This is a genomic window from Chryseobacterium phosphatilyticum (genome assembly GCF_002899825.2).
Taxonomy (GTDB): domain Bacteria; phylum Bacteroidota; class Bacteroidia; order Flavobacteriales; family Weeksellaceae; genus Chryseobacterium; species Chryseobacterium phosphatilyticum.
This window is the reverse complement of record NZ_PPED02000001.1, coordinates 937,001-951,169: the sequence shown is the minus strand read 5'-3', so window position 1 is coordinate 951,169 and position 14,169 is coordinate 937,001. Positions and strand designations below refer to the sequence as shown.

General features: G+C 35.4%; 10 protein-coding genes. 7 read left to right on the top strand and 3 right to left on the bottom strand.

Annotated features, from left to right (window positions below):
• Positions 1-98: 98 nt before the first annotated feature.
• The 3 genes from C1631_RS04310 to C1631_RS04300 all read right to left on the bottom strand — a co-directional run bounded on the left by C1631_RS04310 (position 99) and on the right by C1631_RS04300 (position 5,108).
• Positions 99-1,319, bottom strand: a complete 1,221-nt coding sequence (locus C1631_RS04310; protein ID WP_109710673.1) for a T9SS type A sorting domain-containing protein — start codon at positions 1,317-1,319, stop codon at positions 99-101.
• Between the two features lie 218 nt (positions 1,320-1,537).
• Positions 1,538-2,269, bottom strand: coding sequence for a LytR/AlgR family response regulator transcription factor (locus C1631_RS04305; protein ID WP_109710671.1), 732 nt, complete (start codon positions 2,267-2,269; stop codon positions 1,538-1,540).
• Complete coding sequence (locus C1631_RS04300; RefSeq protein WP_123966586.1) at positions 2,238-5,108, bottom strand: sensor histidine kinase; 2,871 nt, start codon at positions 5,106-5,108, stop codon at positions 2,238-2,240. The genes C1631_RS04305 and C1631_RS04300 overlap by 32 nt, the downstream gene beginning before the upstream one ends.
• A 217-nt stretch (positions 5,109-5,325) precedes the next feature.
• Between C1631_RS04300 and C1631_RS04295 the strand changes: the two genes are divergently transcribed.
• The 7 genes from C1631_RS04295 to C1631_RS04265 all read left to right on the top strand — a co-directional run bounded on the left by C1631_RS04295 (position 5,326) and on the right by C1631_RS04265 (position 14,057).
• Positions 5,326-7,212, top strand: a complete 1,887-nt coding sequence (locus tag C1631_RS04295) for a DNA topoisomerase IV subunit B (RefSeq protein ID WP_109710667.1) — start codon at positions 5,326-5,328, stop codon at positions 7,210-7,212.
• Positions 7,213-7,292: 80 nt separating this feature from the next.
• Positions 7,293-7,769 carry a hypothetical protein gene (locus C1631_RS04290; RefSeq protein WP_228441012.1) on the top strand — a complete coding sequence of 159 codons (477 nt, stop codon included), beginning with the start codon at positions 7,293-7,295 and terminating at the stop codon, positions 7,767-7,769.
• Positions 7,770-7,778: 9 nt separating this feature from the next.
• Positions 7,779-10,364, top strand: coding sequence for a DNA gyrase/topoisomerase IV subunit A (locus tag C1631_RS04285; protein WP_109710666.1), 2,586 nt, complete (start codon positions 7,779-7,781; stop codon positions 10,362-10,364).
• Positions 10,365-10,369: 5 nt separating this feature from the next.
• A complete protein-coding gene (locus C1631_RS04280; RefSeq protein WP_109710664.1) occupies positions 10,370-11,023 on the top strand; it encodes a rhomboid family intramembrane serine protease in 654 nt (217 codons plus the stop codon).
• Between the two features lie 32 nt (positions 11,024-11,055).
• The gene (locus C1631_RS04275; protein ID WP_109710662.1) at positions 11,056-12,144 is read left to right on the top strand and encodes a helix-turn-helix domain-containing protein; all 1,089 of its coding nucleotides are present in this window, start codon (positions 11,056-11,058) and stop codon (positions 12,142-12,144) included.
• A 159-nt stretch (positions 12,145-12,303) separates the two neighbouring features.
• Complete coding sequence (locus C1631_RS04270) at positions 12,304-13,089, top strand: SDR family NAD(P)-dependent oxidoreductase (RefSeq protein WP_109710661.1); 786 nt, start codon at positions 12,304-12,306, stop codon at positions 13,087-13,089.
• A complete protein-coding gene (locus C1631_RS04265; protein WP_109710659.1) occupies positions 13,086-14,057 on the top strand; it encodes an NAD-dependent epimerase/dehydratase family protein in 972 nt (323 codons plus the stop codon). The genes C1631_RS04270 and C1631_RS04265 overlap by 4 nt, the downstream gene beginning before the upstream one ends.
• The last annotated feature ends 112 nt before the right edge of the window (positions 14,058-14,169 follow it).

Genomic DNA, 14,169 nt, shown 5'->3' with positions numbered 1-14,169 from the left:
TTCAAAATCAAATGGTAATTTGTAAGTGTAACTGTTTTGTTGGTAACTGTATATTCAAAAGAATTAAATGCAAAACTTTATTTTAACTCTAAATTCAGTTACTTTGAGATTAACAGCTTTTGAGAATTTGTTTTACCGTTCGATTTCAGTTCAACGATATAAGTTCCCTCAATGAGATTTTCAGTATTTAATCTGATCCTCGGGCGACCGCTATCCAGACTTTCAGATTTTTCGAATACCGTTTTTCCTGAGCTGTCAATAATCCTTACCGTTGCCGTTTCCTTCTTTAAAAAAAAAGTTTGCACATCTACATAGTTTTTCGCGGGATTGGGAACCAAAGAAATTTCTCTTTGTTTGTTAGCCTGAATTTCTTCTTTAGAAATAGCTTCCAGGTCTGGAAGTTGATTGAGTCCCATGTTGCTGGTCTCTTTTAAAATAACTCTTCTTGAATAGCAGAATGTAATACAAGTGCTGCATTTTTTTAATCCCCTGCTGTCAGATTGAATAACACAGACTGTATATGAACCGGGTGTGTTATAGGTATGTGCGGTCATATGATCAGTAAGTGGTGTACCGTCTCCCCAGTCTACAGAATAGTTATTAGGAGGATTATAGCTGTCTAAAAGTACTTTGGCTGTTGCAGTATTGCTTGTAGAACTAAACGATGTTTCCAGCTTGAAATTCGGGTCACAGTCAGCACATGGTTTTACACAGATATTATCATACCATACTCTTTCAACAGGGTTGGCGGTATAATCAGGAGTGATCATTACTGCGGTTGAATTATTGATGATAGTATTGAAATCCGTACAGGTTGTACCACTACTGGGATCCATTGTCCATGTCCCTTCGGAATTGGAAGGAAGAACTGAGCCTGTACAGTTGGCAATAGGAGCGCGTACCCGGACCCATCCGCTTCCTTCTGTTACGGTAATATTAGCAACAAAAGTAATTATTTTACTACCGGACATGATGTGAATCGATGGATGTATAGGAGGAGATCCGTTAAAAGTTCCGTCATTTTCAAGATAGAAATCAAAAAATAAACATTGTCCCTGAAACCGTTGTCCCAGATTTTTAAAATCTATAGTATTGATAAGCAGTGAACCGCCGGAGTCATCAACCAGTTTGAGGAACTGTGAGCCATCCAGAGTATTGGGACTACCGCTTGAAACAGTTACATTGCCATTAGGAAAAGGAGCAGGAACCCAGTTTCCGGACGGAAAGGTAGTGGAGTTAAAATCTGAACAAGGTGCCTGAGCTTTAATGAGCAGGCTCCCCAGGAACATGCAGATGGTAAAAATGTACGTATTTATCATAATACAGTATTGATTTTATGCATCAAAAATCAATAAAAAACTTTAAGATTAAAATTTGTGTATTTGGCTTTTATAAAGGTATTATGATATTGAAACAGGCGGTAATGCCAGTTGATAAGTGTACAGATTTTCTTAGTAAATGTCTGTAAGTCTCTTATAATTGAGGTTATGGTGTAATAATAATCGTTATTTTTTTTGATATTTCTGAATCCTTCCTTTTAATCCATTTGTTCTATGTTGGATAAAAAATCATTTTTTTTACGAACTGAAACATCCAGCACAGAGTTGTCCGTCATAATCACCTGACCTCCCTTTCCTTTGATGTATTCTTTAAGATGGCTAAGATTAATGAGATGTTTATGATGTATTCTGAAAAAATTATAATCTGTAAGGAGTTCTTCAAATTCATGGAGTGTTTTGGAAACGATAATTTTGGTTTTGTCTGTAAGGTAGAATGTAGTATAGCTGGAATCTGCCTCACATCGTATGATATCACCGATATCTGTTAATTTAAAACCTTGCAGAGTCGGAAGGCTAATTTTATTTTTCTTCGAAGAACCTGCAGGGATTATCTTGTTTTTTTTAATATTTTCTAAGGTCTTATTAACAGCAATGATAAAATCTATTTTTTTGATGGGTTTCAAAAGATAGTCTGCAGCACCATTTTTAATCGCCTGGATTGCAAAATTTTCAAATGCAGTAATAAAAATAATCTGAGAATCCAGTAATTTGAATTTTGATAACAGATCGAAAGCTGTCCCATCCTTGAGCTGGATATCCAGAAAAAGGATACCCGGTGAGTTCTTGGAAAGATAAATATAAGCTTCCTCTATACTTGTTGCCTGAAATACAATCTCAATTTCCGGAAACTCGTTTTGCAATAAGAGAGCAATATAATCCCTACCGTCTTGTTCATCATCAATGATGCAGGCTTGTATTTTGGTTTTCATAAGGAGTAATATAAAGTTTAATTTGTGTTCCTTGTTTTTCTTTTTCTTCAGAAAGGTTGTTGATAACTAAAGTTATATTAGTCTCAAAAAGTTGTTTAAATGTTTCAATTCTTTTTTGAGATAATTTTACCCCAAAAGAACCGGATTTTATACTTGTTTGATCTTTGTTGTTTATTCCGTTTCCGTTATCCTCAATACTTATACACAGTGATGTATCCATATAATCAAACCGGATATCTATTTCTCCCTTTCGGTCTGATAATTTTGAAATACCATGTTTTATTGCATTTTCGACAAAAGGTTGTATCAGTAAAGAAGGAATGGTCCAGCTTTTATCCACCGTTTCGGATACATGTATTGAATAATCGAATTGCTCTTTTAAACGGAGTTTCTCCATATTCAGATAAAGAGACAGGTATTCTATTTCTTCCTGTATAGGCATAAATGTTTTTTCAGAATAATGCAATGTTTTTCTGATCATCTGCGAAAAAACATCCAGATAATTTTCTGTTTCTGCATAATCTTTTTTATATAATAAAAATTGTATAGAATTGAGACAGTTGTAGATGAAATGAGGATTGATCTGTGCTTTTATGGCCTGCAGTTCCAGCTCTGCAATCTTCTTTTCATAATAAAGAGTTTCCAGTTTCTTATTTCTTTTCTTCTGAAAATACAAAGTAATTAAAATACATAGTACAGAAGCTCCCAGAATGATCATTAAGAACTTAAACCACCAAGTTTGCCAGAACTTGGGTTCAATTTCAAAACTAACATCCGAAGAAGCATATGATTGCTTTCCGTTATAGCCTATCCCGAATACTTTAAAGGTATACACTCCCGGAGGAATAGCATTCAGTATGATCTTTGGAGAACTGCTGGTTTCCCAATGATTATTCAGGCCTTCAATTTTATATTTATAACTTATTTTCCCCTGCGAGGCATAGTCCGGGAAGCTCAGGTTAAATATGATGTTGTTATTTGGAGTCTGGCCGGTAAGTTTTTGTTTTACATTGAAAAATTCCCGATTGCCGATGGTAACAGAGTTAATGATAACCCTTTTGTTAATGAATTTTTGTTGCGATAATAAATCTCTGATCGAAAGTATTCCCAAGCCTTTTGAAGTTCCGGCAAAGAGCGTATCTCCTTTGATTACACATCCCGCCACAACGTTGGAAGGCAAACCGTCAGTTTGTGTGAAGTTATTTATTTTTAGATCTGTTCCCCGGATTTCAATTCTGCTTACTCCCGAATTGGTACTTGCCCAGAACACATTTTCATTTTCTACCTCTATTTTTTTGATCTGGCTGGTCAGAAGACCATTGCTTTGTGCTATTGTTTTGAGGACTTTGTTATTGCTGAAAAGAATAATTCCATTCAAATTGGTAGCTCCTACATATACATTATGTTTTAATTTTTTAATGTCTGTAAAATAATAGCCTTCCAGGAATAAGGTTTTCTTTTTTGTTTTTACGTCCAGTTTGTACAGGTCTTTAAAACTTCCTGCAAAAAGGCTGTCGCTATCATAGAGCAGGGCTGTATATATTCTTTCCTGCTGCAATATTGGGGAATATCGATGAGTACTGTAATTATAAGCAGCCAGACCCGCGCTTGAGCAGATTAATGCAGATCCCCTGGTATAGGGCAGGACATTTTTCGGATTATAATCTCCAGAATTTAAAATATACTTTTGATGAGTCGTTGTGTTGTATTGTATAATACTCCTGCTTAAGCCAAAGATCACCGTGTTTCCTTCTGAAAATATTGCTTTATGCTCTATTTTTCTGTTTTCTTCAAAAGTGATATCCTTTATAATATTGGCATTGTATATGCCACTTTTTGCTTCATTATATCCTAAAAAAACACCACTGTCATTTTTGGCTATAGCCGTAATATAAGACGAATTATTTTTGATCGGCAAATGCATATAGCTTTTAAGGAATCTTTCGGTTATAAAATAAATTCCGTTGTTTTGGGTAGAAAACCAGATATTATTATCACGATCTACCAGAATACTGTTGATGACATACTTGTCCAGAAATTTGATCGGGTCAGAAAGCTTCCGGTTGTCCAGTAAGGTTTGTTTGAAGTGCAGTACACCGCCATCTTCCAGACATAGCCAAATACCGTAATTATTGTCTACCAGTACATGCTGAATTTTCTCATTAGTGAAATAAGTCTGAATTTTTTTAAAGGTAAACTTATTGTATAGCTTATAAATATCAATTTTTCCTTTGTTTTTAAAAATATAATAATCATCTTTCCTGTATACCATTGTGTATTTCTCTAATGAAATATTACAGGATGTTTTCTTTTTTGTAATTATATCATACGCTTCAATATTCTTTTTTATATTTTTATCAGAGAAGTAAAGCAGGTGGTTAGAAAGGTCAAAGGAAAAGGTATACATGTCAGGTGATCTGCTGTTGCTAATGGATATCGGAATTGTATGTACCTTCCCGTTTCTGTACATATAAATATTCTTAGGATCGCCGGTTGCATACATATAGATTGCATCCTGGTGAATATAAACACTGGGATTATGTTCGAAATGTATTTTTTTAAGTTCTTTGTTTACATCGGAATTAACAATTATGCCGTCTTTCAAATAAGCAAAATCATTTAAAAAAGAGACAATGAAAATTTCACCATTGGATAATTGGTGACTAGATAGTACTTCAATATTTTTCAAACCGTTCTTTTTATTGTACTGCTTGAATTCTTTTCCGTCAAACCGGAATAGTCCATTATCGCTTCCAACCCAGATAAAACCATTCATATCCTGGCTTAAGGTGTAGGTGTACGAACTATTCAATCCTTCTTCTTCACTATAATTTACCAACCCGGGAATCTGAGCGTAAAATATTGAAGATAAAAGAAAAAAATAAATATTTATTAGAGAAACAGATAAATTTTTCACGTATTATTGAATAATAATGTAAAGATATGCTTTGAAAAATAATAATGCAATATATCAGAGGAAATACTAAAAATCAAATGGAAAAAATTCGGATATTTTTAGACAATTTCGTACTTTTGTATGTTTGCTGAAATCATATATGTCACAAGAAATAAATCCAACCTACTCAGAAGATAATATCAGAACCCTCGATTGGCAGGAACACATCCGTTTGCGCCCCGGAATGTATATCGGGAAGCTTGGTGATGGTTCTTCAGCTGATGATGGTATTTACATTTTACTTAAAGAAATTCTGGATAACTCAATTGATGAGTTCAGGATGAGATCCGGTAAAAGAATTGAAATAAAACTGGACGATGGTAAAGTTACTATCCGTGACTTTGGTCGTGGAATTCCACTGGGGAAAATGGTAGATGCTGTATCCAAAATGAATACCGGAGGTAAATACGACAGCAAAGCCTTCAAAAAGTCGGTCGGTCTGAACGGGGTTGGTACGAAAGCAGTGAACGCTCTTTCAGAGTACTTCAAAGTGCGTTCTTTCCGTGACGGCAAAATGAAAGTAGCAGAGTTTTCCCGGGGAATTATCACTGAAAATTTCGATGAAAAAGAAACTTCAGACAGAAACGGAACAGAAATCTCCTTTATTCCTGATGGTGACATATTTCTTCATTTTAAGTATAGAAAAGAATACATCGAAAGGATGCTCCGTAACTATGCTTACCTGAATCCGGGATTGAAAATTATTTTTAACGGGGAAACCTATTTTTCTGAAAATGGTCTTAAAGACCTTTTGGAAGAAGAACTGGAAAGCGATATTCTTTATCCGATTGTTCATTTGAAAGGTGACGATATCGAGCTGGCTATTACCCACTCTGATAAATCACAGACTGAAACCTATTTCTCATTCGTTAACGGACAGAATACTACACAAGGAGGAACGCATCTTAATGCTTTTCGTGAAGCCTATGTGAAGACGATTCGTGAGTTTTTTAATAAGACTTTTGATGCTTCAGATATTAGAAAATCAATTATTGCTGCAATTTCCATCAATGTAGAAGAACCGGTTTTTGAATCTCAGACCAAAACCAAACTGGGATCTAATGATATGGGACCAAACGGACCTACCGTGAGAACCTTTATTATCGATTTTCTTAAAAGTAAACTGGATAATTTCCTGCATAAAAATCCGGAAATAGCTGAAGCTATACAAAGAAAGATTTTGATCTCTGAAAGAGAAAGAAAAGAACTTTCCGGAATCCAGAAATTGGCAAGAGAAAGAGCAAAAAAAGTATCTCTTCACAATAAAAAGCTGCGTGATTGCAGACAACATTATAACGACCAGAAAGCCGAAAGAAAAGGAGATACACAAATTTTCATTACCGAAGGAGATTCTGCATCCGGATCTATCACAAAATCCAGAGATGTGGAAACACAGGCTGTTTTTTCATTAAAAGGTAAGCCTTTGAACTGCTATGGCCTCACGAAAAAAGTCGTATATGAAAACGAAGAATTTAATCTTCTTCAGGCAGCCCTGAATATCGAAGAAAGTTTGGAAGATCTACGATATAATCAGGTAATTATTGCAACTGATGCCGATGTCGACGGAATGCACATCCGTCTGTTGATGATTACATTTTTTCTGCAATTCTTTCCTGATCTGATCAAAAACGGACATCTTTATATTCTTCAGACCCCTTTATTCAGGGTAAGGAATAAGAAAGAAACCAGATACTGCTATTCAGAAACAGAAAGAGTAAAAGCTCTTAATGAATTGGGTAGAAACCCTGAGATTACACGATTTAAAGGACTTGGAGAGATTTCTCCGGATGAATTTAAACACTTTATTGGTAAAGATATCCGCTTAGAACCTGTGGTGGTAGGAAAAGATCAGACCATCGAGCAGCTTCTGGAGTTTTATATGGGAAAAAACACACCCGACAGACAGGTATTTATCCTCGAAAATCTGGTTGTGGAAGATGATACTGATATTGACAAAAAAGAAATCATTGATGTAGTTGAAAATTAAAAAATGTAGACTGGAAAAAATATATAAAAACACATTTTGGGAGAAAGTAAGTATTTCGAAACTTACACCAAAAGAGCAAAATGAGATTAAGTAATCGTAACAAAGCATCAGTTTATAATTTTATAAACACACTACTGATAATGGTAGTCGTGTTTGGTATAGTCGGATTTTTAGCCAATGAATACCGGTTCAAGGCAGTGGGAAAGGAAAGTTATTTAATGATTATTATTCCTGTTCTGTTATTGATTGTATTTCATCTTAATGGTCGGCAAATTTTTGAATATGATAGTGATGGAGAAGCATTGAATTTCAAAAACAGGAATATTATTCCCTTTTTAAACAAGCCTCTTCATGATGAATTTCCTAAATATAAACTCATAAAATATGATGTGGTCACTATTTTCTTTATGAAAAGATTATATGTGACCGTTTCAAGTAAGACCAATGGTTCTACCATGTTAAAGTACCAGATTTCTTACTTGACCAGAAAAGAAGTAAATGATTTAAAACTCTCTCTGAATAAAGTAGTAAAAGCTAATAAAGAGAAAAAAAGATAGTAAAAACAGATGACGACAGAAGAATATTCGCATGAAGGTGAAAGCTTGAAGAAAGTTTCAGGTCTTTATAAAGACTGGTTTCTGGATTATGCTTCCTATGTAATTTTAGATAGGGCTATTCCTTCGGTGTTTGACGGGTTAAAGCCTGTTCAACGAAGAATCATGCACTCTATGCGGGAACTGGAGGATGGCCGTTATAATAAGGTTGCCAATATCGTAGGAAATACTATGAAATATCACCCTCATGGTGATGCTTCCATTACAGATGCCATGGTACAGATCGGGCAGAAAGAATTACTGATTGATACCCAGGGAAACTGGGGAAATATCTATACCGGGGATTCAGCTGCAGCAGCAAGGTATATTGAAGCAAGACTGACACCTTTCGCTCTGGAAGTGGTCTTTAATCCTAAAACGACTGACTGGACCAAATCCTATGATGGTAGGAATAATGAACCCATCGATTTACCGGTTAAATTTCCGTTACTTCTTACCCAGGGAGTAGAGGGAATTGGGGTCGGACTTTCCACAAAAATCCTTCCACACAACTTTAATGAATTGATTAATGCTTCTGTAGCCCATCTGAAAGGAAAGAAGTTTGAAATATTCCCGGACTTTTTAACCGCGGGTTATCTTGATGTTTCGGAATATAATGATGGTCACAGAGGCGGGAAAGTAAGAGCCAGAGCAAAAATTACCCAAACTGACAAGCACTTGTTGGTAATTTCTGAGCTTCCATTCTCCAAAACGACAAGTGACCTGATTGATTCAATCTTAAAAGCTAATGAGAGAGGGAAAATTAAAATCAAAAAAATTGAGGATAACACGTCTGATAAAGTAGAAATCCTTGTTCATATTCATAATGACGTTTCCCCTGATAAAACGATTGATGCATTATATGCATTTACAGACTGCCAGGTGACCATTTCCCCGAACGCATGTGTAATTGTTGGAGATAAACCAATGTTTATGAATGTTTCCGATATTTTGAAAATGAATACGGATCATACCGTTTCTTTACTTCAAAAAGAACTGGAAATTGAACTTCATGAACTTCAGGAAAGCTGGCATTTTTCTTCTCTGGAAAGAATTTTCATCGAGAACAGGATTTATCATGACATTGAAGAAGTAAAAACCTGGGAAGATGTTTTGAAAACGATTGACGCCGGATTAAAGCCTCATACAAAACACCTTTTAAGAGCTGTCACAGAAGAAGATATCCTGAAGCTTACAGAAATCAGAATCAAGAGGATTTCCCGATTTGATTTAGATAAGTTTAAAGAGAATATAGCTGCTCTGGAAGGCAAAATAGAACAGGTAAAATATAATCTGGCGAATCTGATTGCCTACGCCATTGATTACTATTTAAACATTCAGAAAAAATACGGAAAAGATAAGCAGAGAAAAACTGAACTTAGAATATTTGATACGATTGATGCTACAAAAGTAGCCGTAGCCAATGAGAAATTCTATGCGAATTTTGAAGAAGGCTTCATTGGAACTTCTCTTAGAAAAGATCAATATCTTTTTGATTGCTCTGATATTGATGATATCATTATTTTCAGAAAAGACGGAAGCATGAAAGTGGTAAAAGTGGAAGCTAAAACCTTTGTAGGAAAAGATATTCTCCACGTCGCAATCTGGAAGAAAAATGATAAAAGAACGGTCTATAATATGATCTATCGTGAAGGCAGGGAAGGTCCCTACTATATGAAACGTTTCTCTGTGACCGGGGTGACAAGAAATACCGACTATCCGTTAGCTTCAGATAAAAAAGGGTCTGAGACACTTTATTTTTCAGCAAATCCAAACGGAGAAGCAGAAACGGTGACTGTACTTTTAAAGCCCAATCCAAGGATCAGAAAGAATAAGATGGAAATCAATTTCTCAGAGCTTGCCATCAAAGGACGTGATTCCAAAGGAAATCTGGTGACCAAGTATGCGGTAAAAAAAGTAGATATGAAAGAAGAAGGTGTTTCTACACTGGCTCCAAGAAAAATCTGGTTTGACGATACGGTAAGAAGATTGAATGCAGATGCAAGAGGAACTTTGCTGGGTAACTTTAAAGGTGATGACAAAATCTTAACGATTAATACCAATGGAGAAGTCAAATTGGTTTCTTTTGATCTGGGGAACCGTTTTGATGATGAGTACCTGGTTCTGGAAAAATGGAGACCTGCACAGCCGATTACCTGCATTTACTACGATGGGGAAAAAGATATTTATTTCATCAAAAGATTCTTATTGGAGAATACGGTGAACGTACAAACCTTCATGCCATCTGAACATCCGAAATCTTTCATCGAAAATGTGATTGTTGCTAATGATGTGACTGCAGAAATTATTTTTGCAAAGGATAAAGGAAAAGAACGTGAACCTGAAACTGTCAATATTGATGAATTTATTGCAGTAAAAGGAATAAAAGCGATTGGAAATCAATTCACAAAATTCAAAGTAAAAGCCATTAATATAACAATTCCTGAACCTGTAGAAGAAGAACCGGAAGTATATGAAGAACCTGAATCTACAGGAGATTCTGATGATGAAGGAGGAATGATCGGGGATCTGTTTCAAAGTGATGAACCTGAAAATTAAATAAGATGAATATCTTGATATTGTGTATTATAGCCACAGCTATTATAAGCTTTATTGCTTTTAATAACCCGGCGATTACCGAGAAATATAAATTTAGTGTCGGGGCGATATTGCATCGGAAAGAATACATCCGTTTGCTTTCATCCGGATTTTTGCACGCAGATATTATGCACCTTGTATTTAATATGCTGACTTTATATTTCTTTGGACCTATTGTCATGCAGCATTTTGGAAACATAGGTTTTTTGATTGTATATATTGGATCGATCCTTTTAGGAAATATTCTTTCCTTGTATATTTACCAAAAGCAACCCTGGTATTCTGCGGTAGGAGCGAGTGGTGGTGTTTCAGGAATTCTTTTTGCTTCCATAGCATTATATCCCAATAGCGGAATTTATATGTTCTTCATTCCGATTGCAATTCCCGGATTTATTTTCGGGTTAGTCTATTTCGGGTATTCTGTATATATGATGATGAATCCCAGACCTCACGATAATATCGGGCATGCTGCCCATTTGGGAGGTGCATTTCTGGGGCTTTTGTACGCTATTGTGAATGCTCCCGAACAGGCAATGAATAACGGAATATACATTGGTATTATGTCACTTCCGTTAATTTATCTGGCCTATGAAATATTTGTAAGGAAAAGAATAGGATAAAAGACTATTTTTACTATAAAATATCAAAACCAATGAACACATCAGAATTAAACAGTTTCATCGCGATACTCATCTATGGTTCATTGGTTTTGCTGTCTTTGCTGACCTTGGCCAATCCTTTAAAAGTAAATAAGAAGGCCAACTTCTGGTTTGGGCTTTTTCTCTTTTTGTGGTCTACATTCTGGCTGGACGAAATTCTATTTCTCGTTACAGACTCACCCATAGAATTTCATTCTTTGCTTCCCGTTCGCTTTATACAATATCTTACTCCAATCTTTTTTTATTTCAGTGTATTATTCTTTACAAACCCTTCCTTTACTTTTAAAATTGCAGATACCAAATACTTTCTTCTTCCTACGGTATTTTTGATAACTCTCTGGTGTATTGCTTTAGGCTATGAAAAGCCATTTGAATATCTCAGTATTATTCTTATTTTGATTCAGGCACTGTTTTACACGGGTCTTTCTTATATAACTATCAGAAAACATCAAAAGAAAATTCAGCAGTTTTCATCCAACACTGAAGGGATTAACCTGAATTGGCTGGAATATATTATTCTGGTACTTCTTATTGTAAATATCATTTATGTGATTTACAATCTGTTGTATGATCCGAAATCTTTGAATTTTTTCATTAACACGGTTTTTCTTGTGGTTATTTACTTTGTAGCTTATTATTCGCTGAAACAGAAAGAAATTTATCCTTTGGAAGAGCAACAGCGAAATGAGCTGATTTCTATCGACGCAGATTCTGATACAGAAGAAGTAAAACGAAAACTCATTTCTGATGAAGAACTGGTAAAGATAAAAACACAGCTGGAAAATACCATGGAGCTTCACAAGCCCTACCTAGACAGTGAGTTGAATCTCATCAAATTGGCTGACATGATCTCCGTTTCTACCCATCAACTATCCTACGTGATCAATACCGGTTTTGAAAAGAATTTCTTCCAATACGTTAACGAGTTCAGGGTAGAATATGCAAAAGTACTTCTGAAACAAAATGATTCTAAACTTTCCATTCTTGGAATCGCATATGAATCAGGTTTCAATTCCAAGACCTCTTTTAATACCACTTTTAAAAAAGTGACCGGCTTAACTCCTTCCGAGTTTAAAAAATAGGTTCCGATTTATAAAGTTTTACTTTTGTTTTTGTTTAAGTTGCTGTTAATCAAATTATTATTTTTTATTTTTTTTGTGTATAAAAATAGGTTCGTTCAGATCAACTTGAACATAGAAAGAGCATTTCCATAATAGATTTGTACTGTAAAATTTAATATTATGGATACCCAAGAATCATACGCCGTGGTTACAGGAGCAAGCCAGGGTTTAGGAAAAGCATTTGCAGAAAACCTGGCAAAGAAACATATCAATCTTATTTTGGTAAGCCTTCCGGGTCAGAAGCTTGAAGATCTTTGTCGGAAATTAGAGGAAAACTATCCTATAAAGGCTCATTATTATGAAGTTGATCTTTCGGTGAATAAAAACGTGATGAAGCTTACGGAATGGCTCAACCAATCCTTTAATATTCATCTTTTAATCAATAATGCGGGCCTTGGGGGAACGAAAAAGTTTACAGAAGCGACCTCAGACTATATCAATACAATTCTACAGGTTAATGTGGCCGCAACATCATTGATTACCCACCAGCTTTTGCCCAATCTTTTAAGACAACCCAGGGCGTATATCCTGAATGTTTCCAGTATGGCGGCTTTTTCTCCCATTGGATTTAAAACGGTTTATCCTGCATCCAAAACGTTTATTCATTCATTTTCCAGAGGCTTACATGAAGAATTAAAAGACACCAATGTTTTTGTAAGTGTTGTGAATCCGGGTGCGATGAAAACCAACGCTGATGTCTGTAAAAGGATTGAAAAACAGGGGTTTTGGGGTAAACTGACGCTTTTGGATCCTGATAACGTGGCATCATACAGCATCCGGCAGCTATTTAAAAAAGATTCCGTAATTATGGTGAATCCAATAAGTTGGCTGGTTATGAAAATTTTGCCAATCTGGATAAAGCTGCCGTTGATGACTCAGGCCATAAAAAAAGAAATTGAAGCATGAAGAAAATTTTTATTACCGGAGCTACAGGGCTTCTGGGAGCGAATGTTATAATTAAATTGTTAAAAGATGGTTATTTTGTTATTGCTTTGGTGCGCAAGAAAAGCAGCTATTTGGGTGAAAAGAACGAGAATCTGAAGCTTATTGAAGGAGATTTATTTGCCGATATTTCTTCATTTCTTCCCGAAATAGACAGTCTTATTCATATTGCTGCCGAAACCCGGCAGGATCTTGTTACTTACGAAGATTATAAACGGGTGAATTATGACGGAACACTGAGTTTGTTTACGCAGGCAAAAGCTTGCGGTGTCAAAAGATTTATCTTTATAAGTTCAGCTAATACATTAGGATATGGAAGCCGGAAAAATCCGGGAAATGAAAACAGTTCTCCACTTTATCCTTTTACAAAATCAATGTATGCTCAAAGCAAAATGGAAGCAGAGGATTATTTGTTGCAGCATGCTGGAAAAACACAGCTCATTATTCTTAATCCTACTTTTATGATAGGTAAATATGATCATAAGCCAAGTTCTGGAAAAATAATCTTTTGGGCATGGAAAAAGAGAGTGATTTTCTATCCTAAAGGCGGGAAAAATTTTGTTCATGCAGAAGATGCAGCACAAGGAGTTGTACAAGCTATCGAATACGGGAAAAGTGGTGAAAAATACCTTTTAGCCCATGAAAACCTAAAGTATAAAGATTTTTTTAAAAAAGTAAATCATATTACCAATCAGAAAACAGTTATGATTCCGATTCCTGATACAGTTATCAGTATTCTGGGTTGGATAGGGGATGGGCTGAGAAAGATGAATATAAAAACGAATCTCTGTACTTCCAATATGAAAGCTCTTCAGGTTCATAATTACTATTCCAACCGAAAATCAGTAGAGGAACTTGGTATTCGGTATAAATCTATAGACAAGGCGTTACAGGATGCTATTGAATACTTTAGTCTAGTGAAAATACCGTGATTTTTTGCATTGAGCTAAAGGTATTTTTGAGCTTACTGAATTAATATAGTGCCTTTTAATAAAAATCATCCTAAAGCATGTTCTAAGAAGAAGCTTTAGGATGATGAGTTTC

Excerpts from the sequence above, each read along its gene's own strand:
- C1631_RS04310 (WP_109710673.1), bottom strand. The coding sequence starts at position 1,319 with ATGATAAATACGTACATTTTTACCATCTGCATGTTCCTGGGGAGCCTG.
- C1631_RS04305 (WP_109710671.1), bottom strand. The coding sequence starts at position 2,269 with ATGAAAACCAAAATACAAGCCTGCATCATTGATGATGAACAAGACGGT.
- C1631_RS04295 (WP_109710667.1), top strand. The coding sequence starts at position 5,326 with ATGTCACAAGAAATAAATCCAACCTACTCAGAAGATAATATCAGAACC.
- C1631_RS04290 (WP_228441012.1), top strand. The coding sequence starts at position 7,293 with ATGAGATTAAGTAATCGTAACAAAGCATCAGTTTATAATTTTATAAAC.
- C1631_RS04285 (WP_109710666.1), top strand. The coding sequence starts at position 7,779 with ATGACGACAGAAGAATATTCGCATGAAGGTGAAAGCTTGAAGAAAGTT.
- C1631_RS04280 (WP_109710664.1), top strand. The coding sequence starts at position 10,370 with ATGAATATCTTGATATTGTGTATTATAGCCACAGCTATTATAAGCTTT.
- C1631_RS04275 (WP_109710662.1), top strand. The coding sequence starts at position 11,056 with ATGAACACATCAGAATTAAACAGTTTCATCGCGATACTCATCTATGGT.
- C1631_RS04270 (WP_109710661.1), top strand. The coding sequence starts at position 12,304 with ATGGATACCCAAGAATCATACGCCGTGGTTACAGGAGCAAGCCAGGGT.
- C1631_RS04265 (WP_109710659.1), top strand. The coding sequence starts at position 13,086 with ATGAAGAAAATTTTTATTACCGGAGCTACAGGGCTTCTGGGAGCGAAT.